General features: G+C 70.6%; 20 protein-coding genes. 11 read left to right on the forward strand and 9 right to left on the reverse strand.

What is annotated here, in order from left to right; translation table 11 throughout:
- Position 1 precedes the first annotated feature (1 nt).
- From YWY_RS0116545 to acs, 4 genes are all read right to left on the reverse strand, one after another.
- Entirely contained in the window at positions 2 to 514 is a 513-nt protein-coding gene (locus YWY_RS0116545) for a phage holin family protein (RefSeq protein ID WP_028848529.1), read from the reverse strand.
- Positions 515 to 603: 89 nt separating this feature from the next.
- Positions 604 to 1,815 (reverse strand): Na+/H+ antiporter NhaA, encoded by a 1,212-nt coding sequence (gene nhaA, locus YWY_RS0116555; RefSeq protein WP_028848530.1) that lies wholly within the window; start codon positions 1,813 to 1,815, stop codon positions 604 to 606.
- Between the two features lie 79 nt (positions 1,816 to 1,894).
- Positions 1,895 to 2,611: a VIT1/CCC1 transporter family protein gene (locus tag YWY_RS0116560; RefSeq protein WP_028848531.1), complete on the reverse strand. Its 717-nt coding sequence runs from the start codon at positions 2,609 to 2,611 to the stop codon at positions 1,895 to 1,897.
- 39 nt (positions 2,612 to 2,650) lie between these two features.
- Complete coding sequence (gene acs / locus YWY_RS0116565) at positions 2,651 to 4,642, reverse strand: acetate--CoA ligase (RefSeq protein WP_028848532.1); 1,992 nt, start codon at positions 4,640 to 4,642, stop codon at positions 2,651 to 2,653.
- Between the two features lie 161 nt (positions 4,643 to 4,803).
- Between acs and YWY_RS0116570 the strand changes: the two genes are divergently transcribed.
- Positions 4,804 to 5,544: a Fic family protein gene (locus YWY_RS0116570; RefSeq protein ID WP_028848533.1), complete on the forward strand. Its 741-nt coding sequence runs from the start codon at positions 4,804 to 4,806 to the stop codon at positions 5,542 to 5,544.
- Entirely contained in the window at positions 5,541 to 6,671 is a 1,131-nt protein-coding gene (locus YWY_RS0116575) for a CapA family protein (protein ID WP_028848534.1), read from the forward strand. Before YWY_RS0116570 ends, YWY_RS0116575 begins: the two co-directional genes overlap by 4 nt.
- Positions 6,672 to 6,749: 78 nt before the next feature.
- Here YWY_RS0116575 and YWY_RS22465 read toward each other — a convergent pair whose 3' ends face one another.
- Positions 6,750 to 7,700 carry a MurR/RpiR family transcriptional regulator gene (locus YWY_RS22465; protein ID WP_051310362.1) on the reverse strand — a complete coding sequence of 317 codons (951 nt, stop codon included), beginning with the start codon at positions 7,698 to 7,700 and terminating at the stop codon, positions 6,750 to 6,752.
- Between the two features lie 631 nt (positions 7,701 to 8,331).
- Positions 8,332 to 9,162, reverse strand: a complete 831-nt coding sequence (locus tag YWY_RS0116585) for an HAD family hydrolase (protein WP_028848535.1) — start codon at positions 9,160 to 9,162, stop codon at positions 8,332 to 8,334.
- Positions 9,163 to 9,803: 641 nt separating this feature from the next.
- Between YWY_RS0116585 and ssd the strand changes: the two genes are divergently transcribed.
- From ssd to YWY_RS0116625, 8 genes are all read left to right on the forward strand, one after another.
- The gene (gene ssd / locus YWY_RS0116590) at positions 9,804 to 10,889 is read left to right on the forward strand and encodes a septum site-determining protein Ssd (RefSeq protein WP_028848536.1); all 1,086 of its coding nucleotides are present in this window, start codon (positions 9,804 to 9,806) and stop codon (positions 10,887 to 10,889) included.
- Complete coding sequence (locus YWY_RS0116595) at positions 10,889 to 12,055, forward strand: TadA family conjugal transfer-associated ATPase (RefSeq protein ID WP_028848537.1); 1,167 nt, start codon at positions 10,889 to 10,891, stop codon at positions 12,053 to 12,055. The genes ssd and YWY_RS0116595 overlap by 1 nt, the downstream gene beginning before the upstream one ends.
- Positions 12,052 to 12,879 (forward strand): type II secretion system F family protein, encoded by an 828-nt coding sequence (locus YWY_RS0116600; RefSeq protein WP_211227636.1) that lies wholly within the window; start codon positions 12,052 to 12,054, stop codon positions 12,877 to 12,879. Before YWY_RS0116595 ends, YWY_RS0116600 begins: the two co-directional genes overlap by 4 nt.
- On the forward strand, positions 12,879 to 13,487 hold the full coding sequence (locus YWY_RS0116605) for a type II secretion system F family protein (RefSeq protein ID WP_038045700.1): 609 nt from the start codon (positions 12,879 to 12,881) through the stop codon (positions 13,485 to 13,487). Before YWY_RS0116600 ends, YWY_RS0116605 begins: the two co-directional genes overlap by 1 nt.
- 66 nt (positions 13,488 to 13,553) lie before the next feature.
- On the forward strand, positions 13,554 to 13,862 hold the full coding sequence (locus tag YWY_RS0116610; protein ID WP_245566707.1) for a DUF4244 domain-containing protein: 309 nt from the start codon (positions 13,554 to 13,556) through the stop codon (positions 13,860 to 13,862).
- A 131-nt stretch (positions 13,863 to 13,993) separates the two neighbouring features.
- Positions 13,994 to 14,722 carry a TadE family type IV pilus minor pilin gene (locus tag YWY_RS24945; RefSeq protein ID WP_342665125.1) on the forward strand — a complete coding sequence of 243 codons (729 nt, stop codon included), beginning with the start codon at positions 13,994 to 13,996 and terminating at the stop codon, positions 14,720 to 14,722.
- A 49-nt stretch (positions 14,723 to 14,771) separates the two neighbouring features.
- Entirely contained in the window at positions 14,772 to 15,203 is a 432-nt protein-coding gene (locus YWY_RS22475; protein ID WP_051310363.1) for an Rv3654c family TadE-like protein, read from the forward strand.
- 234 nt (positions 15,204 to 15,437) lie between these two features.
- The gene (locus tag YWY_RS0116625) at positions 15,438 to 16,037 is read left to right on the forward strand and encodes a bifunctional DNA primase/polymerase (protein WP_028848541.1); all 600 of its coding nucleotides are present in this window, start codon (positions 15,438 to 15,440) and stop codon (positions 16,035 to 16,037) included.
- A 265-nt stretch (positions 16,038 to 16,302) separates the two neighbouring features.
- Here the strand turns inward: YWY_RS0116625 and YWY_RS22480 are convergent, their stop codons facing one another.
- Positions 16,303 to 18,711, reverse strand: coding sequence for a DEAD/DEAH box helicase (locus YWY_RS22480; protein WP_051310444.1), 2,409 nt, complete (start codon positions 18,709 to 18,711; stop codon positions 16,303 to 16,305).
- 401 nt (positions 18,712 to 19,112) lie between these two features.
- Between YWY_RS22480 and YWY_RS0116635 the strand changes: the two genes are divergently transcribed.
- The gene (locus tag YWY_RS0116635; protein ID WP_028848542.1) at positions 19,113 to 21,380 is read left to right on the forward strand and encodes a sodium-translocating pyrophosphatase; all 2,268 of its coding nucleotides are present in this window, start codon (positions 19,113 to 19,115) and stop codon (positions 21,378 to 21,380) included.
- A gap of 147 nt (positions 21,381 to 21,527) precedes the next feature.
- On the opposite strand, the gene YWY_RS0116640 is transcribed toward YWY_RS0116635, so the two are convergent.
- Together YWY_RS0116640 and YWY_RS23395 are read right to left on the reverse strand one after the other, a co-directional pair.
- Positions 21,528 to 21,836, reverse strand: coding sequence for a hypothetical protein (locus YWY_RS0116640; RefSeq protein ID WP_028848543.1), 309 nt, complete (start codon positions 21,834 to 21,836; stop codon positions 21,528 to 21,530).
- Positions 21,824 to 22,384, reverse strand: coding sequence for a hypothetical protein (locus tag YWY_RS23395; protein WP_028848544.1), 561 nt, complete (start codon positions 22,382 to 22,384; stop codon positions 21,824 to 21,826). The genes YWY_RS0116640 and YWY_RS23395 overlap by 13 nt, the downstream gene beginning before the upstream one ends.
- Positions 22,385 to 22,686: the final 302 nt, after the last annotated feature.

Below are 22,686 nucleotides of genomic sequence, written 5' to 3' on the forward strand. Positions count from 1 at the left end.
GCTAGCCGGTGGTCAGCTCACTCGACCCGGCGGATTCGGACGACTTGGGGCGCAGCGCCGCGGCGGTCTGCTTGACGCTGTCGATGGTGCGTTCCGGCGCTTTGATCTTGCGCACCCGCTGGAAGCCGAGGAACGCGCAGAGCGCGGCGAACACCAGCATCAGCCCGAACACGATGGCGAACGCCGCCCAGCGGGGCAGCCACTCGGCCAACAGCTCGGCCAGGAAGAAGAAGAAAAAGAACGAGCTGTACAGCGCCACGGTCAACGCGATGATGAACAGCACGCTGCCCTTGACGCCCTTCTTCACCTCGCCGACCAGCTCTGCCTTGGCCAGCTCGACCTCGGCACGGATCAGCGTCGACATGTGCGTGGTGGCGTCCTTGACCAGCGCGCCGATCGACCGGTCGCCGCCCGCGCCGTTGCCGGCGGCCGGCTCGTCGGGGGTCAGCGGAAGATAGCCGACCGTGCCGCCTGCCTGAGACAATTGATCATCGCGCCTGCTCACCCTTGACATCGTGCCATGGCGCGGCGCCGGCGCAAGGCACGACCCTCTTGGCGCGTCGGCGCAGGCGGGCCCACGCGTGCCTGCTCGGCTGGCCCTGCTCAGGCCTCTCCCACGGCGCGGCTCCTGCGGTGCGCCCGCGAGCGGATGCCCAGCATCAGCGCGGCCAGCAGCGAGGCCACCAGCGAGCCGATCAGCACCGCGGCCTTCGCCGGTTCGTGCAGGCTGTCTGGCAGCCCGAGGTCGGCGATCAGCAGGCTCACGGTGAACCCGACTCCGCCGAGCACCGCGAGCGCGGCGATGTCCAGCCACCCGGTGCGGGCAGGCAGCCGCGCCAGTCCCGTCGCGACGGCGAGGCCGCTGGCGCCCAGGATGCCGATCAGTTTGCCCGCCACCAGCCCGACCGCGATGGCCAGCGGAACGGGCGTGGTCGCCATGGTGGACAGCGCTTCCCCGTCGACCGGCACGCCCGCGGCGAACAGGGCGAACAGCGGCACCGCGACCATGGCCGAATACGGCTGCAGTCGGTGTTCCAGCCGGAGTGCGGGCGCCTCGTCCTCACCGGGATCCGGCCGGACGCGGGTCAGCAGGCCCATGGCGACCCCGGCCATGGTGGCGTGCACACCCGTGAAATGCACCGCCACCCAGATGACCACGGCCAGCGGCACGTACAGCAACGACGAGCGGACGCGGCGGTGTTGCAGCCACCAGTAGAGCGCGAGCCCTGCGGCGGCGACCGCGGCCGCGGCCAGGTCGATGCCGCTGGTGAACACCACGGCGATGACGATGATGCCGCCGAGGTCGTCCACGACGGCCAGGGACAGTAGGAAGATCCTGGCTCCGCTGGGCAGGTGCTGCGCGGTCACCGCGAGCACCCCGAGCGCGAACGCGATGTCGGTGGCCATGGGCACCGCCCATGCCGTGGTGAACCCTTCTTCGCCCCAGGACAACAGCAAGGTGATCGCCGCCGGGGCCACCATGCCGCCGATCGCGGCGATGATCGGCAGCGTGGCGTCCTTGATCGACGACAGCTCGCCCAGGACCAGTTCGCGCTTGAGCTCTAGGCCCACCACGAAGAAGAACAGGGTCAGCACGCCATCCTTGGCCCAGTCGCCGATGGACAGGTGCAAGTGCAACGCGTGGGGGCCGACGGTGTAGTCGCGGACGGCGGTGTAGGTGTCGCCGAGGCCGGAATTCGCCCAGATCAGTGCGATCGCGGCGGCGACGAGCAGGACCACGCCGCCTGCCGTCTCGGTGCGCAGAAAACGAGCGAACTCGGCGATCGGCCGGGTCTGGCGGCGCGGCTGCGGCACGAGCGACTCCTGTCGTCAGGGGACCATCACGCCGACCAGACTTCCCGGCACACCGTTAGCCATCCTAGCGATTCCGGCGTCAGCCGACCGTGATCCCGAACACGACGCCTACGTAGTAGGTGACCAGCATGGCCAGCACCCCGACGCCCACGTTGCGCATGACGGCACGGGCGACCGGGGCGGAGCCCAGGCGGGCGGCGGTCCACCCGGTCAGCACCAGCCCGGCGACCACCGCGGCGCCGCATGCCAACACCCGCACTTCCACCGGGGGCAGGGCGATCGCGATCACCGGCAGCAAGCCGCCGATGGTGAAGGCCAGGAACGACGCCCAGGCGGCCTGCCACGGGCTGGTCAACCGGTCCGGGTCGATGTTCAGCTCCGCCTCGGCATGCGCGCGCAGCGGGTCCTTCGCGGTCAGCTCCTCGGCTACCCGGCGCGCCAGCTCGGGGGACAAGCCCCGCTTCTGGTAGATCGCCGTGAGCTCGTCCAGCTCCTGCTCGGGCATCTGCTCCAGCTCCTGCCGTTCGAGCTGGATCGCCGCCCGTTCGGTGTCGCGCTGGGTGCTGACCGAGACGTACTCACCGCCCGCCATGGAGAGCGCGCCCGCCACCAGCCCGGCGATGCCCGCAGTGAGGATCGCCCTGACGTCGGTGGTTGCGCCCGCCACGCCGACCACCAGGCCGGCCATGGACACGATGCCGTCGTTGGCGCCGAGGACCCCGGCGCGCAGCCAGTTCAGCCGCCCGCCGAGGTCCTCGTGGTGCGCCTCGCCCGGGTGTTCCGAGACGGCGCTCATGACCGGGACGTCCCGGTACGCGACGATCCGGCCACCGGGTCAGTCCTCGGTGCCCTTGCCGGAGGTCAGCCGCTCCTTGATCTGGTCCATCACGCTCGAGTCGGCCAGCGTGGTGACGTCGCCGATCGGGCGGTTCTCCGCCACGTCACGCAGCAGCCGCCGCATGATCTTGCCGGACCGGGTCTTCGGCAGCTCCGGGACGACCATGATCTGCCGCGGCTTGGCGATCGGGCCGATCTCCTTCGCCACGTGCTCGCGCAGCTCGGCGATGGCCTGCTCGCCGGCAGCCTCGTCGCCGGCGCTGCCGCGCAGGATGACGAACGCCACGATGCCCTGGCCGGTGGTCGGGTCGGGCGCGCCCACCACGGCCGCCTCGGCCACGTTCGAGTGGGACACCAGCGCCGACTCCACCTCGGTGGTGGAGATGCGGTGGCCGGAGACGTTCATGACGTCGTCCACCCGGCCGAGCAGCCAGATGTCGCCGTCGTCGTCGTACTTGGCGCCGTCACCGGCGAAGTAGTAGCCCTTGTCGGCGTACCGCGCCCAGTATGTCTCCTTGTACCGCTCGGGGTCGCCCCAGATGCCGCGCAGCATCGACGGCCACGGCCGGTCGAGCACCAGGTAGCCGCCGCCACCGTGAGGTACTTCGTTGCCCTGGTCGTCGACCACCTTCGCGGAGATGCCGGGCAGCGGGCGCTGGGCCGAGCCGGGCTTGGCCGCGGTGACGCCGGGCAGCGGGGAGATCATGATCGCCCCGGTCTCGGTCTGCCACCAGGTGTCCACCACCGGGGTCTTGCCGCCGCCGATGTGCTCCCGGTACCAGACCCACGCCTCCGGGTTGATCGGCTCGCCGACCGAGCCGATCAGCTTCAGCGACGACAGGTCGTACTTGGCCGGGATGTCGTCGCCCCACTTCATGAACGTGCGGATCAGCGTCGGCGCGGTGTAGTACTTGGTGACCTTGTACTGCTGGACGATCTCCCAGTGCCGTCCCTCGTGCGGCGTGTTCGGAGTGCCCTCGTAGACCACCTGCGTTGCCCGGTTGGCCAGCGGGCCGTAGACGATGTAGCTGTGCCCGGTGACCCAGCCGATGTCGGCGGTGCACCAGTAGACGTCCTCACCGGGCTTGTGGTCGAACACCACGTGGTGGGTGTAGGCGCACTGGGTCAGGTAGCCGCCGGAGGTGTGCAGGATGCCCTTCGGCTTCCCGGTCGTGCCGGACGTGTAGAGGATGAACAGCGGGTGCTCGGAGTCGAACGCCTGCGGGGTGTGCTCGGCCGATTGCTTGCCGACCAGGTCGTGCCACCAGATGTCCCGCTCGTCGTTCCACGGCACGTCGGACAGGTCGTCACCGACCCGGCGGACGACCACGACCTTCTCCACCGAGCTGGTGCCTTCCAGGCCCTCGTCGACCTTCTCCTTCATCGGCACGGCCTGGCCGCGGCGGTACTGGCCGTCGGAGGTGATGACGACCTTCGCCTCGGCGTCCTCCACCCGCTGCCGCAGCGCGGCGGCCGAGAAGCCGCCGAAGACCACGCTGTGCATGGCCCCGATGCGGGCGCAGGCCAGCATGGCCACGATCGCCTCGGGGATCATCGGCAGCTGGATGGCCACCCGGTCACCGGAGGAGACCCCGAGCGACTCCAGCGCGTTGGCCGCCTGGCAGACCTCGTCCTTCAGCTGCGCGTAGGTGATGTCCCTGGTGTCGCCCGGTTCACCGACCCAGTGGATGGCCACCTGGTCGCCGTGGCCTGCCTCCACGTGCCGGTCCACGCAGTTGTACGCCACGTTGAGCTTGCCGCCGACGAACCACTTGGCGAACGGCGCGTTGGACCAGTCCAGCACCTGGGTCCACCGGGTTTCCCAGTGCAGCCGGTCGGCTTGGGCAGCCCAGAAAGCCTGGTAGTCGGCCTCCGCCTCCTGGTAGACGCTGGCGTCGACGTTCGCCGCAGCGGCGAACTCCTCGGGCGGCGGGAACGTGCGGTGCTCGGTGAGCAGGTTCTGCAACGTTGCTGACTGCTGCTCTGCCATGTTGGTGACGCCTCCTGGTGCTCAGGTGCTGGGCCTAGCAGTGTGCTGTGAGGGACAGCACTGTTCCAGCCCCGACGTTAGCGCTCGATGAGATGACGCGCACCACCGTTCGTCTTGCACCGATGACCGTTCGTCGGCCGTCCGGTGTAACGTCGCGGCTCGTGACCGATCCGCTCGCCCCGTTGCTGGAACTGTCCGGGGTCTCCGATGCCGTCCAGGCGGCGCGGGAAGCCGTCGACGCCGTCCACCGCCACCCGACGAACCGCAAACGGTGGCCGACCACCGCCGCCGAGGCGTCGGTGCGGGCCGCCCGGGCGTCGGCCGCGATCGACGGTGGTGACGCCGAGATTCCACCGGACGGGGAAGTGCGCGAGCCGGTGCTGGCCGGGGCGTTGCGGGTGGCCGAGGCGCTCGGCGGGCTGTTGACGACCTGGGAGCGGTCGCCGCTGCAGGTGCTGGCCCGCCTGCACGTGCTGGCCGCCGCCGACCTGGTGGACGATCCGGACCGGCTGGGCAGGCCGCGCGGGGACGAGGCGACGTCGCGCAGGCTCGAGCTGCTTGCCGAGCTGGTCACCGGCGGAACGAAGGCGCCAGGGGCGGTGCTGGCTGCTGTGGTGCACGGCGAGCTGCTGGCGTTGCGGGCGTTCGGCGTAGGCGACGGGGTGGTCGCGCGCGCGGCCGCCCGGCTCACCATGATCGGCACCGGGTTGGACCCGAAGGGGCTGTGCGTGCCGGAGGTGTGGTGCTTCCGCAAGCTGAGCGCCTACCGGGAGGCGACCGCCGGTTTCGCGGGCGGGACGCCGGAGGGGCTGCGTCAGTGGCTGTTGTTCCATTGCCAGGCGGTGGAAGCCGGCGCCCGGGAAGCGGTGGGCATCGCCGACGCGGCGGGAGAGGCGCGGTGAGCAGGCGGCTTCCGGCGGCTGTCGCGGCGCTGGTGGTACTCACGGGATGTTCTCCGTCGTTGGAGGCGGGGACGCCGTCGGGGGCGGTCTCCAGCGCCACCGCCGAGGTTGGCGCCTCTGCCGAGGTTTCCGGCCCTGCCGAGTTCACCCTGGTCGCCACCGGGGACGTGCTGATCCATCCGGCGCTCACCGAGCAGGCCGAGGCGGACGGTGACGGCGGCCGGGATTTCCGTCCGCTGTTCGCCGGGGTGCGGCCGTTGGTCAGCTCGGCGGATGTGGCGCTGTGCCACCTGGAGGTGCCGTTGGCGGGACCGGACGGGCCGTTCTCCGGGTACCCGTCGTTCAGCGCTCCGCCCGAGGTGGCCGATGCGCTCGCCGACACCGGCTACGACGCATGCTCGACGGCGTCGAACCACACGTTGGATCAAGGTGTGGACGGCGTGCGGAGCACGTTGGATGCACTGGACAAGGCGGGATTGGCACACACCGGGTCGTATCGGTCGGAGCAGGAGTCTCGCCGGCCGCTGCTGCTCGACGTGAACGGCGTCCGGGTCGGCCACATCTCGATGACGTACGGGTTCAACGGCATTCCGCTGCCGGAGGACCAGCCGTGGGTGGCCGACCAGCTGGACGTGGCGGTGGCGAAACGGAAGGCTGCGGCGGCCCGCAAGGCGGGCGCCGATGTCGTCGTGGTGAGTGCGCACTGGGGTGTCGAGCATCAGCACGAGCCGACGCCGGAGCAGCGGAAGCTGGCCGAGGAGCTGTTGGCCGACGACGACATCGACCTGGTGATCGGGCACCACGCCCATGTCGTGCAGCCGATGGAGCGGATCGACGGCGAATGGGTGGCGTACGGGCTGGGCAATCACGTGGCGCGGCACGCCGAGCCGACCGGAGCCACCGAGGAGGGGATCGCCGTGCGGTTCACCTTCCGGCGTTCGGCCGACGGCTGGCGCGTGCGCCAGGCGGAGTACGTGCCGACGCTGATCGATCTCGGGCCGCCGATCAGGCTGCGGGATCTGTCCGCCGAGGATGCCGGGACCTACGTCGATGCACTCGAGCGCATCGACGACGTGGTGCTGTCGCTCGGCGCCGAGGCGGACGGGCTGACCAGGCCAGGGCGCTGACGACGATGCGCCCAGGACGAGACCGAGCCCGTCCCGGGCGCACGCCGCCGGGCGATCGCCGCTGTCCGCCCGGCGGTGTCACCTGCGGAGATGATCTGGTTTCAGCGGATGCGGCCGCTTGCGGCGCCGGTCCTGCCGGACGCCGAGTCGGTGGGTGCCGGTGGCGTCCTTGGCCGGATCCAGCGCTGCCGCGGCTGCCGGGCCGAGCCGCTGGGCGACCCCGACGAACAAGCAGTCGATCACGGTGAGCTGGGCGATCCGGCTGGCCGCCGACCCGGAGCGGAACGTCGTCTCCCTGGCCGCGGTGGTGAGGACGTGGTCGGCCAGCGAGGCGACCGGCGATTGCGGGAAGTTGGTCACCGCGACGGTGGTGGCCCCGCGCTCCTTGGCCGCCCGGAGTGCCTCCAGGACGTCCGTGGTCGCCCCGCTGTGCGAGATGGCGATGGCGACGTCGTCGGAGGTGAGCACGCCCGCCGAGGTCAGCATCAGGTGGGTGTCCGACCAGGCGAAGCTGATCTTCGACAGGCGGTGCAGCTTGTGCTGCAGTTCGTTGGCGACCAACGAGCTCGCGCCGACGCCGTAGATGTCGATCCGGCCGGCCGCGGCCAGTGCGTCCGCGGCCCGGCTCACCGCGGTCGGCGACAGCTGGCTGGCGGTGTCCTCGATCGCCCGGGCGTCGGCGAACGTGACCTTGTTGATCACGGTGGCCATGTCGTCGTCGAGTTCGATGGTGCCGCCGTACATCTGGCTGACCCGCGCCTGCATGCGGGCCGCGTCGGCGGCGAGCGCGATGCGCAGCTGCGGGTAGCCGCCGACGCCGATCGCCTTGCAGAAGCGGGTCACCGTCGTCTCGCTGGTCCCGGCGGCCATGGCCACCTCGGTGATGCTGCGGGTGGCCACCGCGGACGGGTCTTCCAGGACGACCTTCGCCACCCGCTGCTCGGCGCGGGCGAGCCCGGGAAGCAAGGAGCGGATCCGGACCAGCGGACCCACGTCGGCGTCGTTGCCATCGAAGAAGGGTGTGTCCACCTGCGCACGGCCGGCTGGCTGGTGTGGAGGAGAGTCTGTGAGCGACACCGACGATCACGCCCTTCGTTGTGGTGCAACCGGGGGACCAGCAGATGGGTGATCTGTAACGGTTAAATCGTACTTTTCACCCAAACGTTGCGAGGTACGCCGTAAAGGTCGCTCAACAGTGTTACAGCGTTAGCAGTCGAGAGTTAACGAGTTGGCAAAGAAATCCGTGCATTGGTCACGGAACGTGAATCTGGATGAACATAACGCAGGCGGCGGCCGTCGACATGGTGTCGGCGACCGCCGCCTGCTCGCGCGGACACGCGGGTTACCAAGCGTGCAACTCGTGTCGTCCGTGTCGGGGACTCGGCGCCCAGCGTCCTGGTACGCAGTCCCGAGACGACAAGCCTCCCGCGGCGTGCTCCGCGTGGGTGCCCGGAGTCCGCGCACGGAGCCCAATCGGGGAGGATCCGGCTTCTCTTCCGCCGCATCCTTGGCCGACTTGGGGTCCGCACCTTCTTTCTACCGAGTGATGGCGGTCACTTCAAGCGCTGAACAGGGTGCACCGGTCAAGACGCGTTCAGCTGCTGACATCGGCCCTGCCGGTTAGTAGGATTTTCCGCTGGCTCTGGTACGAATGCGCTGATCAGGGCCGCTTTTGGGGGGTTTGCACGGTGCGGTTCTCGCGCTTGCGTCTGCGGATGCCGTACCATGTCGCGCCCGCCGCGGCGACGGCTCCGACGCCCACCCCGAGCGCGACGGCGACGGTGGTCGACTGCGGAATCCGCGACCGCAGGGTGACCGGGCGGGAGAAGGTCAGCACCGGCCAGTTGCGCTCGGCGGCGACCTTGCGGAGCAGCCTGTCCGGGTTCACCGCGAACGGGTTGCCGACGGTGTCCAGCAGCGGGATGTCGGTGCTGGAGTCGCTGTAGGCGTAGCAGGCGCCGAGGTCGTAGCCGCGTTCGGCGGCCAGCTCGCGGGCGGCCTTCGCCTTGTTCTCGCCGTAACAGTAGAACTCGACCTCGCCGGTGTAGCGGCCGTCGACGATCTCCATGCGGGTGGCCACGGCGTGGGTGGCGCCGAGCATGTCGGCGATCGGTGCGACCACTTCCTGGCCGGTGGCCGACAGGATGATCACGTCGTGCCCGTTGGCCTTGTGTTTCTCGATCAGCTCTGCGGCTTCGGCGTACACCAGCGGGTCGACGACGTCGTGCAGGGTCTCCTCGACCACGGCCCGTACTTGGGCGACGTCCCAGCCCGCACACAGGGCGGAGATCTGGGCGCGCAGCCGTTCGGTGGTCTGCTCGTCCGCTCCGGCGAGGCTGAACATCAGCTGGGCGTAGGCGGAGCGCAGGGCCGCGCGGCGGTTGATCAGTCCCTGGCGGAGCAGCGGTTTGCTGAAGGCCAGCGCACTGGACGAGGCAATGATCGTCTTGTCGAGGTCGAAGAACGCCGCGACCGGTCCGGCTGACTCCATGCGCTCACCATAGTTGGGCGCTGCCTGCGGGTTGGCGGGTGATTGTGGGGCGTGGCCTGGGGGTTGGCGGGTGACTGTGAGGCGTGGCCTGGGGGTTGGCGGACGGCCGATTGTCGAGCGCTGACTACCGGTTGGCGGCCCAGTCGGCCGGGCTGCCGCAGTGCGGGGCCTCGGGGTCATGCGCAGCGCCATCAGCGCGTGAGTCACGGACGTGCCCGGGCCCGGCCGGGCGAGTTGTCCACATCTTCTCCACAGCTGACCCGGGTTCTCCACAGCCTTGTCCACAAGCGGCGCCGCAGTTGTCCACAGAGTTTGTCCACAGGCGGCTAGTTGTCCACAGGGGGCTGAACAAGTCCTCCCGACCGCGCGAGCGGTGGCGGACCCTGTGAGCAGCGGCCGCGCCGGCGGTCGCGCTAGCACGGACTGGGGGATCGATGTCGGAACGGCACGTGCCGCTGCCTGATCAGCATCGCGCGCAGGCGGATCAGCGCAGGCCTGCGTCACCGTCGGACCAGCACCAGGCGCTCGTGGGCACGCAGCCGCCTTCGGAGCGGGAGGCGTGGCATTGGCAACGTGAGCCCACGCGGGCGGAGGCGGAGGTGCAGGGGCAAGGGTGCGAACGGCGGCCGGATCGGCGCCGGATGCCGCTCGTCGTCATGCGGGAGGAGCCCCTGCTCGACGAGGTGCTGCGGCTTGCTGCGGCCGTCGGCTGTGAGGTCGAGGTCGCTCCGGACGTGCCCGCGGCCGCTGGATCGTGGATCCATGCCCCGCAGGTGCTGGTCGACGAGGCCGTGCTGCGCGAAGCGGCGGGAGGTCGGGTGCCGAGTCGCCGTGGGGTCGCGCTGGTGTGCCTAGGGCCGCCTCCGGCCGAGTGCTGGCAGTCGGCGTTCACCGCAGGGATAGAGCGGGTGATGTCGCTGCCGGAGGACGAGCAAGCGTTGATGGCGCTGCTGGCCGAGGTCGTGGAGGGGCCGAGCAGCGAGGACGGGCGAGTCCTCGGTGTGCTGGGCGGGCGTGGAGGCGCCGGGGCGTCGGTGTTCGCGGCTGCGGTCGCTGTGGAGGCCGCGCGACGTGGAGAGGACGCCTTGCTGGTCGATTGCGACCCGCTGGGCGGCGGGATCGACCTGCTCCTCGGTGCCGAGCACGACGGCGGCTTGCGCTGGCCGGAGCTGGCGGTGCAGGGTGGCCGGGTCTCGATGCAGGCGCTGCGCGCCGCGTTGCCGCGGATGCGCTGTGGTTCCGGGTCGCTCGTGGTGTTGTCCTGCGGCCGGCAAGGGCCCGGGCCGAGCGCGCAGAGTGTCGTCGCCGTGGTCGAAGCGGGTGTGCGCGCGGGCCACACGGTGGTCTGTGATCTGCCCCGCGCGCTGGATGCCGTCGGGTGGGAGGTGGTCGACCGAGCAGACCTGATTGCCGTGGTGGTGCCCGCGGAGGTGCGGGCCAGTATCGCGGCGATGCGTGTCGTCGAGTCGTTACGAGGGCGAGCGCGGCGCCTGGGTGCGGTGGTGCGCGGTCCAGCCCCGGCGGCTTTGCCGGCGGCTGCGGTAGCCGAGGCCGTCGGTGTCGAGCTGCTGGCAGGCATGCGGGCCGAGCCCCGGCTGGGGCGCCGCGTCGAGTGCGGCGAATTCGGTCCTCGGGCCGGAGGTCCGCTGGCACGGGCAGCGCAGAGCGTGCTGAGCGCGTTGTGGGAATCGTCGGGCGAGCCGTCGAGCGTGGCGGAGGTCGCCTGATGCGTGCGGACCTTGTGGAGCGAGTCCGTCGGCGGCTGGCCGCGCGGGGAGCCGACGTCAGCGCGGCGGCGGTAGCCGATGCGGTTCGTGCCGAGACCGGCGGGGTGGCCGGGCACGGGGACGTCCTGGCTGCGCTACGACAGCTGCGGCAGGAGTTCGTCGGGCTCGGCCCGCTGGAGGAGCTGGTCACCGACGATGCGATCACCGACGTGCTGGTGACCGGGCCGGATCAGGTGTGGGTGGACGGTGCAGGTGGCTTGCGCCGGACCGAGGTCAGGTTCGCCGACGAGTCCGCTGTCCGGCGGTTGGCGCAGCGCTTGGCCCTTGCCGCGGGTCGCAGGCTGGACGACGCCCAGCCGTTCGTCGACGGGTGGCTTCCCGGCGTCGGCCCACACGGCCGAGTTCGCCTGCATGCGGTACTGCCGCCGGTGGCGGCCGACGGCACCTGCATCGCGTTGCGGGTACTGCGCCCGGCGACGTTCGACCTGGAGCAGCTTCGCCGGCTTGGCGCCTTTGATGCGCGGCTGGTGAAGGTGCTGCAGGCGATGGTGGCGGCTCGGCTGGCGTTCCTGGTCACCGGTGGTACCGGTGCGGGGAAGAGCACGCTCCTGGGAGCGCTGTTGGCGGCCGTGCCGGGGGGCGAACGCATCGTGTGCGTGGAGGACGCGCAGGAACTGGCCCCTCGGCATCCGCAGTTCGTCCGCCTGGTGTCACGGCCGCCGAACATCGAGGGCGCTGGCGAGGTCACGTTGCACGAGCTGGTCCGGCAAGCGTTGCGGATGCGCCCTGACAGGCTGGTGGTCGGCGAGATCCGGGGTGCGGAAGTCGTCCCGATGCTCAACGCGCTGAACACCGGCCACGACGGCGGGGCCGCCACGCTCCACGCCAACGCCCCGGCGGAAGTCCCGCCGCGGCTGGAGGGGCTGGCGGCACTGGGCGGGCTCTCCCGTGAGGGCCTGCACAGCCAGCTGGCCGCAGCGGTGCAGGTCGTGCTGCACATGCGGCGTAAGACCGGTGGGGTACGGGCATTGACCGAGATCGGGGTGCTCCATCGGGACTCCGCCCTGGTGCGGGTGATTCCAGTGTGGCGGTGCGGCCGGTGGACCGAGGAGCGGCGGCTGCTCACCGCGTTGTTCCAGGCCAGGGGAGTGCGGTTGCCGTGGTGACGTCGTTGGTGCTGCTGGCCGCGGTGTTCGCCTGGCCGCCGGGTTCGGCTGCGCGGCTTCGGGCGGCACGGTGCCCGCAGGCGGGCCGTGTGGCATGGACCGCCCGGTGGTGGATGGTGCCGTCCAGGCATCTTCGGGTGATTGTCGCGACTGCCGGTTCGGCTGCCGTGTGCGGACTTGTGCTGGGCGTTGCGGGCGCGGTGGTCGGTGCGTTGATCGGGATCGCGGTGACTGCCCGGATTCGTGCTCGCAGGCAGCGAGCTGCCGAACTCGGGGAGTACCGCGCGATGTCCGAGGCGCTGGGAGCCCTGGTCGCGGAGCTTCGTGCCGGAGCGCATCCCGCTGCCGCCGCGGAGTCCGTGGCCGCTGATGCCCCGAAGGGCACGGCGGCCGCGCACGGCCTGCGTGCCGTGGCCGCTGCGGTCCGCCTCGGTGGTGAACCCGATGCTGCGCTGGTCGATGCTTCGGTACACGCTCCGGTAGCTGCGGACCTCCTGGCCCGCGTGGCGCGGGCGTGGCGGGTTGCGCAAGCCCACGGGGTGCCATTGGCCGAGGTGCTGGATACAGTCCGTCGTGACGTGGCCGAGCACACCCGCTTCGTCGGCCGGTTGCACGCCGAGCTGGCAGGCCATCGAGCCAGCGCTGCGGTGCTCGCCGGGCTGCCGGTGCTCGGGATCCTGCTCGGCGAAGGCATGGGGGCGGGCCCTGTCGGGGTGCTGTCGTCCACCCCGGCAGGTCAAGTCCTGCTGGTGGTCGGAAGCTTGCTGATCTTCGCCGGAACGGCGTGGAGTGAACGACTTGCGCGTCGGGCGGTGGTGACATGATGCTGCTCTGCCTGCTTGCGGCGGCGCTGCTGGTGGCACCGGCTGCCAAGAACGCAGAATCCCGGCTGAATGCGGCGGTGGCTCGGGCAGGGACGGGCGAGCGCGCCGGGCGAGGCGTGGAGTGGCAAGGCCGCGCGATGGCCGTGCCCGGCCGCGCGAATGCAGTCGACCCGTTCGCTCTGGCGGCTGGTTGGGATCTGTTGGCCGCGTGCTTGCGGTCGGGTCTGCCGGTGGCAGAGGCATTGCGTGCGGTTGCCGGCAGCTTGCCTGTGGCGGTGGCTGACGTGCTGCGCCGGGTGAGCGAGCTCCTGGCATTGGGGGCATCGCCGGATGAAGCCTGGCGGCCCGCCGCCGCGTGTGCGCACACGGCAGCGTTGGCACATGCCGCTCGCCGGGCATCGCGATCGGGAAGCGCGCTGGCCGGAGCGGTCGGCGAGATCGCCGCTCGGCTTCGAGCCGAGCAGCACGAATCGGCGGAGACGAGGGCCCGCCGGGCGGCGGTGCTGATGACGGGTCCGCTCGGGCTGTGCTTCCTGCCCGGCTTCCTGTGCCTGGGCGTGGTGCCGGTGGTGATCGGGCTCGCCGGTCACCTCACGGTGCTGCAGTGACGTGCGGAGCGCTCGCGGTGAGCGCTCGCAGGAGAAGCGGTCGACCTCTCGCGATGGGAGGTGTTCATGAGACTGTCGGACTTCATGACGACCATGACGGGGGGCGTGCTGGATGCTGTCCGCTCACCGGTGCGCGGAAGGCGGCGTGGCCTGATCAGGTGCTGGTGGCGAGCAGTGGGCCGGGCCGACCGGGCCGCGCGCACCGGACCGGCGCTGCGCCTGTCCGGCGACCTGGGGATGTCAACGGCTGAATACGCCATCGGGACGCTGGCTGCTGCGGCGTTCGCCGCGCTGCTGTATGCGGTGGTGACCAGCGATTCGGTCCTGGGGGCTTTGACCGACCTGGTCGAGCGTGCCCTGTCCGTGAATTTCTAGGTGCCGTCATGTGGCACGGGGAGCGTCGGCGATGGCCCCACCAGGGAACGCGTCAGTCGCGGCTCGGAGCGGACGTCTCCTGGAGGTTCGGAACGGATGGGTTGGCAACGGATGGGCGACGTCGGCTGGGGATGGATCCGCGCCGATCGTCCTTCAGAGCTGGCAGGCGGTGCCGATCCCGGCCCGGGTCCAGCCGGGCGTGCTTGTCCCTGACGGGGGTCGGCTGGCGGGACAGATTCAGTGGCAGGTCCGGTCGGCGGTGCTTGTCCCTGACGGCGGCCGGCCGGCGAAACAGATTCCGCATCAGGTCCGGCTGGTGGTGGCGATCGCGTTCCGGGGTCGATCCGCGGTGCCACTCCCGGAGCGGGGTCGGCTGGCGGCGATCGAAGTTCGTGGCCGGCCTGCACGGCGATCGGGGTGCGGTCACGGTCGAGGCGGCGATAGCGGTCAGTGCTCTCGTTGTGGTCGTGGCCTTGTGCTTGGCCGGCCTGGGCGTGATTGCCGACCAGTTGCGATGCACCGACGCCGCGCGTGAGGCGGCTCGCTTGATCGCCCGGGGAGAGCCACAGCTGGCCAGTCGCGCGGTGGCCGAGATCGCTCCCGCTGGCGCGCGCCTTGACGTTGACGAGTCCGGCGAGGTCGTTCGTGTCCGGGTCCGTGCCCGTCCCGTCGGGGGAATGCTGCCCGGCCTGCGCGTGACCGGCGAGGCGTATGCGGTCAGCGAGCCCAATGCCGAACCTGCCGTACCAGCTGGCTCACAAGTGGAGCAGGAACCGGTAGGGCGGACCGCTCTGAGTGGAAACGGACCGGGGCTGCCGAAGCGGAAGGAGCCAGGGGATGACTTCACCGCCCCGATGTGACTCAGCAGCGGGCCGAAGTCGCGGTGAGCACGCCTCGGGGCGTCGCGACATGCTCCGGAGTCGTCGTGAAGGCGACGAGGGAGTGGCCACGGTGTGGGCGGCAGCAGCGGTTGTGGCCGTACTGCTGGTGTTCAGCGCCGTGATGTGGCTCGGCGCGGCTGTGATCACCCGGCATCGGGTCACCGGCGCCGCTGATCTGGCCGCACTGGCGGCGGCCACGTACGCCCACACCGGCGAGGCGGGCGCGTGCGCTCGGGCGCGCCGGATAGCCGAGCTCATGGGAGCCGAGCTGACGACGTGTCGGCTGCGCGGCTGGGATGCGTTGGTGCGGGTGGGCAAGGATCCGCCCGGGCCACTGAGCGTGTTCGGTCGGGCTTTCGCCGCAGCGCGGGCTGGACCGATCGATAGCGTCGGTGAGCGGTCGACGAACGGTCGCGGCAGCGAAATCCAGTCCGGACGGACGGTCATTCGTCGGCGATGAACGGCATCGCCATCGTGCGGCGTGGCCGAGATCACCGCGGAGTCACGTTCGGTTGAACCGTTGTCCACTCGTCGTTCAGCGTCCGGTGGCTACCGGTCGCCGAGAACGACTCCCAACGGCTCGATTCGTGCATTTCACTGAGAGTTGCGGGCACGGTCGGAGAAGTCGGCCAGGCCGCACCGAAGGGAAACCTCCGGCATTCAAGGGAAGTCAATCGAGGAGACGGAAAGACCGATGTTGCACACCGAAGGCCCTGACGCGTGGCGCAGTGCATTCCGTATCGAACTGCGTACCGGCGCAGTGGATTTCGCGCTGCGTGGGTGGCCGGTCTTTCCGGGGACTCACCCCGACGGCGGTGAGTGGCGCGGCCCCCAGCCACTGACCGACGACTGGCGTCGGGGTGTGCGGGTGGACGCCAAGGCCGTCGCCGCGAAGTGGCACGAGGAGCCGTACAGCGTCCTCGTCGCGACCGGTTCCGTGGTCGACGCCGTCGAGGTCGACGCCGAGCTGGGGCGTGCTGCGGCCGGCCTGCTGCGTGCCGAGGACCGTCCCGCGCCGATCCTGGCCATTCCCAACGGCCGGTGGATCTTCCTCACCGAATCAGGCCCCGCGCTGCCCGAGGAGCTGGCCGAGCGTCCCGGCGTGGTGCACCACGGCAAGGAGAGCTGGGTTCCCCTCCCGCCCAGCCCCTACCCCGGCGGCATCGTGCACTGGCGCGTCAAGCCCGCGGTCTGGGAGTGGAAGCTCCCCCGCGCCGCTGCCATGCACGGTGTCCTGGCCAGGGCCGCCGATATGGTGGATCGCCAGGCCCGGCTGCAGCCGAGCGCGGCGTAACAGCGCGGCAAGTGGCAGCGCCCCGACGGCTGCCGCGTGAGCCGCGCAGGCACCCGCGGCCGAGCTTTCCAGCCCCGGCCGGCCGCGGGCGCCGCCTTCAACCCGAGGCGATGGCCGTGCCGCCGTGGCCCCCGACGCGGCGGTGCGAGCGATCGCCTCGGGTTGAAGCCCACGACAACCGAACCCGAGACGACAACGGAAAACCGAGACGACAACTGAACAGTGGACCACCGTGGTCGTGCGACCGCACCGGAAAGCGGGCGGGTCACCGCCTCCCGTGGTGAGCGGATTCCCCCCGCGTCCCCTCACCGCGATCCGCCCGGCTGATGGCACCCAGCACGGTGTCCAGCACGGCCACCGCCCCTGCCTTGTCCAGCGGTTCGTTGCCGTTACCGCACTTCGGCGACTGAACGCAGGACGGGCAGCCGGTCGAGCACTCGCAGGAGACGATCGCCTCCCGCGTTGCGGCCAGCCAGGGCACCAGCGCCGCATGCCCCCGTTCGGCGAATCCCGCGCCCCCGGGATGACCGTCGTGCACGAACACCGTGGCCTCCCCGGTGTCGGCATGCAGAGCGGTTGACACTCCCCCGATGTCCCAGCGGTCGCAGGTAGCGAACAGCGGTAGCAGGCCGATCGCCGCGTGCTCGGCGGCGTGCAGGGAGCCGGGGACGCGCGCGGGCTCCAGCCCTGCGCCCCCCGGCTCCCTGCCGCACAGCAACGCATCGCTGATCGTGTACCAGACGGCTCTGGTGTGCAGGGTTTGCGCAGGCAGGTCCAGTGGTGTCTGGTCCAGCACCTCCCCGGACGGCAACCGCCGCAGATAGCTCACGACCTGCGAGGTCACCGCGACCCGGCCGAGACACACCGTCACCCCGCCGTAGACCGCCTTCTCGTCGGTTTGCAGAACTTCGATGTCGATCACGTCGCGCGGCGACGTGGTCCACTCCGGCTCCTCGGCGTGCACCAGCGCAAGCCGCTCGTCGAAATCCAGCTCGTCGACCACATAGGTCTCGCCCTGGTGGTAGTACACCGCGCCGGGATGCACCGTGGCGCAGGCGGCGCTCGGGTCGACGGTGCCCAGCAGCCGCGCCGTCTCGCTTTCCACCACCGCGACCTGCTCCCCGCCCGAACCCCGGATGCTCACCTCGTGGTGCGGCCGGTCCCGCCCGGTCCAGTACCAGCCGCTCGGCCTCCGCCGCAGCACTCCGTCCGCCACCAGCTCGTCCACCACGTCACGGGCCGCGGCTTCCCCGAAGATCGGCAGGTCCTCGGCGCGCAACGGCAGCTCCGCCGCGGCGCAGGCAAGCTGCGGAGCCAGCACATAAGGGTTCGCCGGGTCCAGCACCGCGGCCTCCACCGGCTGATCCAGCATCACTTCCGGGTGATGCACCAAGTACGTGTCCAGCGGATCGTCCTTGGCGATGAAGACGACCAGCGCGGCCTCCTCGGCGGTGCGGCCCGCCCGGCCGGCCTGCTGCCAGAACGACGCCCGGGTACCGGGGTAGCCCGCCACCAGCACGGCGTCCAGCCCGGAGATGTCCACCCCGAGCTCGAGCGCATTGGTGCTGGCCACCGCGAGCAGCTCACCGGACATCAGGGCGGCTTCCAGCTTGCGCCGATCCTCGGGAAGATAACCGGCCCGGTACGCCGCCGCCCGCTTGCTCAACGCCGGATCGACCTCCGCCACCATCCGCCGGGCCGAGACGGAGGCGAGCTCGGCGCCGCGCCGAGAACGGACAAAAGCCAGCGTGCGGGCGCCCTCGATGACCAGATCGGCCATGATGCGGGCCGCCTCGGCGCCCGCGGATCGCCGGATCGGGGCGCCGTTCTCCCCGGTGATCTCCCGCAGCAGCGGTGGCTCCCACAGCGCGATCGTGCGCGGCCCGCGAGGCGAGCCGTCGTCGACCACCGGCACGCAGCCGAGCCCGGCAAGCCGGCGGGCGAACTCGGCGGGCTCGGCGATCGTCGCCGAAGCGAGCACGAACGTGGGGTTCGCGCCGTATCGCGCGGCTACCCGGCGCAGCCTGCGCAGCAGCAGGGCGACGTGCGAACCGAACACGCCACGGTAGCTGTGGCACTCGTCGACCACCACGTACGCAAGCCGCTGAAAGAACCGGGCCCAGCGGGCATGCGCGGCCAGCAGGCCGTGATGCAGCATGTCCGGGTTGGTGAACACCCAGTTGGCGTGCGCCCGCACCCAATCCCGCTCTTCCAGCGGGGTGTCCCCGTCGAACGTCGCGGCCCGCACCCCGGTCAGCTCCAGCGCGGCAGCGGCCCGCAGCTGGTCGTTCCCCAGTGCCTTGGTCGGGGACAGGTACAACGCCGTGCGCTTCGGCTGCTGCGTCAGCAACGACAGCACAGGCAGCTGGTAGGCCAGCGACTTCCCGGACGCCGTCCCGGTGGAGAGTATGACGTGGCGCCCGTGCCAGGCGTGGTCGGCGGCTTCGGCCTGGTGCGACCACGGTTGCGCCACGCCGCACTCGCCGAACCGGCGGGCGACGGCCTCCGGCACCCACGACGGCCACGGCACGCAGCGAGCCGGGCGTGCGGGGAGTGTGCGCACGTGCGTCACCGGGTTCTCGCCCTCCGGGGTCCCGGCAAGCACGCGGGCCAGCAGCTCGTTGGCCCGCTCCTGGTCGGCATCTTGCTGCGGCACGACTCGAGCTTGACACATTCCACCGACGCCGGAACCGGTGAAGTCCACCGGCTCCGGAGCCGGGAAGTGCCGGGCACGTGCGGGCCGCGACCGGACCAGGACGGGACGACGTTTGCGCAGCCTGGCTTGCGCCGGAGCCGTCTTGGCGCAAGGCTCGGCACACAACACGGATGCGATGCAGGTGCGCGGTCGCCGCAGCCCGCAGGCTGGAATGCGCCCGACCGGGCGTGCCGATGCGGCGATCGGCGGGTAGCTCGGCCCCCGATGTGACGGAAGCTACTGCGAACTGGTATGGGCTGTTGTCAGTGTTAGGAAGCCCAACCAATAGACTTCCGCTCTCGAACTTCGTCAGTCGGTGCACCGGCGGGAACTGAACCCGCACCTTGCAGTACCGACCAACATGCGACACAGGAGGACGAATGTCCCGGCAGATCCTCGCGGACGGCATCACGCTGTCCGGAGGCGACTACGGCATCGTGGCCGTGGTCGCAGTGATCGCCCTTGCCGCGCTCGGTATTGGTTACATCCTGCTCAAGGAGGTTCTGGCCGCCGGTCAGGGCACCACGAAGATGCAGGACATCGCCAAGGCCGTGCAGGAAGGCGCGATTGCCTACCTCAAGCGGCAGCGCAACACCCTGGTCATTTTCGGCGCCGTGGTGTTCGTACTGCTGTTCTTCCTCCCGGCGGCGGATTGGGGCGAGCGCATCGGGCGCTCGGTGTTCTTCCTGATCGGTGCCTGCTTCTCGTTCGCCATCGGCTACCTCGGCATGTGGCTGGCCACCCAGGCCAACCTGCGGGTGGCTGCGGCGTCCCGGGAGGCGGGCGGCCGGGAGAAGGCCATGCGGATCGCGTTCCGCACCGGCGGCACCGTCGGCATGATCACGGTGGGCCTCGGTCTGCTCGGCGCCGCACTCGTGGTGTTGGTCTACGCGGGCCAGGCACCCAAGGTGCTGGAAGGCTTCGGATTCGGTGCCGCGCTGATCGCGATGTTCATGCGTGTCGGCGGCGGCATCTTCACCAAGGCGGCCGACGTCGGTGCCGACCTGGTGGGCAAGGTCGAGCAGAACATCCCGGAGGACGACCCGCGGAACGCGGCGACCATCGCCGACAACGTGGGCGACAACGTGGGTGACTGCGCGGGTATGGCCGCTGACCTGTTCGAGTCCTACGCGGTGACCCTGGTCGCCGCGCTGATCCTGGGGTCGGTGGCGCTTGGCGCCGACGGCCTGGTGTTCCCGCTGATCGTGCCGGCCATCGGTGTGGTCACGGCGGTGATCGGTGTCTACATCACCAAGGCCCGCGCCGGCGAGAACGGCCTGGTCACCATCAACCGTTCCTTCTACATCTCCGCGGTGATCTCCGCCGTGCTGTGCACCGCGGCGGCGTTCATCTTCCTGCCCTCCGACTTCGCGGGCGAAGACGGCAACCCGGCGGTCGTCGCCACCGTGTCGGTGATCATCGGCATCGTGCTGGCCGGTGTCATCCTGTGGCTCACCGGCTACTTCACCGGCACCGAGTACAAGCCGGTCAAGACGGTCGGCGAGACCTCCGAGACCGGTCCGGCCACCGTGGTGCTGTCCGGTATCTCCATCGGCCTGGAGTCGGCCGTCTACACCGCAGTCGTCATCGCCGCCGCCGTGTTCGGCGCGTACCTGATCGGCGGCACGCTGGCCCTGTTCGCCGTGGCGCTGGCCGGTACCGGCCTGCTCACCACGGTGGGCGTCATCGTCGCCATGGACACCTTCGGCCCGGTCAGCGACAACGCGCAGGGCATCGCGGAGATGTCCGGTGACGTGGACGAGAACGCCGCGGCGATCCTGACCGAGCTGGACGCGGTGGGCAACACCACCAAGGCGATCACCAAGGGCATCGCCATCGCCACCGCCGTGCTGGCGGCGACCGCGCTGTTCGGCTCCTACGTGACCGAGATCGGCGCTGCGCTGAGCGAGGTCGGTGCTCGCGGCGGCGAGCTGGCCGAGCTGCTGGCCTTCAACGTGGTCGAACCGAAGGTGCTGGTCGGCGTGATCGTCGGTGCGGCCGTGGTGTTCCTGTTCTCCGGCCTGGCGATCAACGCGGTCGGCCGCGCGGCGGGCGCCGTGGTGTGGGAGGTTCGCCGCCAGTTCCGGGAGATCCCGGGCATCATGGAGGGCACCGGCAAGCCGGAGTACGGCCGGGTGGTCGACCTGGTGACGCTGGACGCGCAGCGCGAGCTGGCCACCCCGGGCCTGCTCGCCGTGTTCGCCCCGATCGCCGTCGGCTTCGGGCTGGGTACCGGCGCGCTGGCCGGTTACCTGGGCGGCGCCATCGCTGCCGGCGTGCTGATGGCCGTCTTCCTGGCCAACTCCGGTGGCGCGTGGGACAACGCCAAGAAGCTGGTCGAGGACGGTCACCACGGCGGCAAGGGCTCGCCCGCGCACGAGGCGACCGTCATCGGTGACACCGTCGGTGACCCGTTCAAGGACACCGCGGGCCCGGCGATCAACCCGCTGATCAAGGTGATGAACCTGGTGTCGCTGCTGATCGCCCCGGCGATCGTGCAGCTGTCCGTCGGCGAGAGTGCCTCGGACGCCGCGCGGTTGATCATCTCGCTGGTCGCGGTGGCCATCATCGTCGTGGCCATCGTGGTGTCCAAGCGGCGCACCAGCTCGCTGTCCGACTCGCCGACCCAGGAGACGGCGAAGGTCTGACGCGACGTCACATTCAGCCGGCGATGGCAGCCGGCTGGCACGACGAACGACAGCCCGTCCGGCCCGCTCGTGCGGCGCTGGGCGGGCTGTCGTCTTTGTCGGTGCTGGGTGCGCTTCGCCTTTGGCGCTAGGTGCGCTGTCGCCTTGTCATCGCATGCGATGCAATTCGACAGGATTGTCGCCGTAGTGGAGCGCCCAAAGGCCAACCAGGACGAGCACCGCCATTGCCGCCGCAAGGAGCAGGTAGCGCGCCCATGTCGGCAGGGGAGTGGCGACCACTTCCTCGGGATCGGCCTCGGCGGCCGACGGCGGGCCGGGCGAAGCCGAGGGATCGGTGGAGGACTCGTCGAACGGGGCCTCGGCCGGCCGCTGCTCGAGCGGGAACTCCGTGTGCTCTGGCCCGGGCCATCGGCCTGGGCCCCACGCGGGCTGCATCGGCCCGGTCAGGCCTGCCATGACACCCATCCGATCCACAGGTTGGCGCTCCGCCCGTAGATCCGCGGCGAGTCCGCCGGCACCTGCTGCCCCTGCCGGTCGTAGCAGCGCAGCCTGGTCACCCCCACGCCGCCGGAAGCTCCGCAGGTGATGCCCCTGGCCAGCAACGTCTCGTCGGGCGAGACCGTGATGAACACGATCGCGCCGCCGTGCGGGCCGGTCAGCACCAGTTCCCCGGTGCGGCGGTCGGCATACACCCGGTGGACGCCGACGCAGGCGTGAGTCCGATTGATGTGCTTGCGCGGAACGGTGCGCCCGTGCCGGTCTTTGTGGTCGAAGCGGATGACGCAGCCACGGATACGAAGCTGTTCCTCACCGACGGTGGATGTGCCGTCCGATGGCCGGGTCGGCATCGCAGTGTGCGACGGATCGGCCGGCTGATCGGACGGTGTCGGTGGCGGGGCCGCCGAAGTGCTGGACGCGGTCGGGGTGGTCGCCAGGCTGGCCCCCACCATCACGGCGGTCAGCCACCCCACGACCGTCACCACCGCTGCGACGACCTTGCGCACCGTCTCCTCCCCCTGGTCGGTTCCCTCGCTCTTAATGGACGGGCATTCCGGGGAGGACGTTGCGTCTGCGATGACTCGAAGCGATAACAAGGGCTCAAATAGCCCGTTCGCGTCACCGTTGGCACGGAAGCTGCGCGGGGCAGTGCACCGACCGTCACGAATGCGGCAGTCGCGGCGCTGTGCGGTGGGCCGGAGTAGCAGCGATGGCGACTGCGGCGATACTGAATGGCAGCGCGGCATACTGACGATCACGCTGCGGATCGGCCCGATTGACCGTGGGCTGTGACGGGTAGCACACAGGC

Source organism: Thermocrispum agreste DSM 44070, from assembly GCF_000427905.1.
Taxonomy (GTDB): domain Bacteria; phylum Actinomycetota; class Actinomycetes; order Mycobacteriales; family Pseudonocardiaceae; genus Thermocrispum; species Thermocrispum agreste.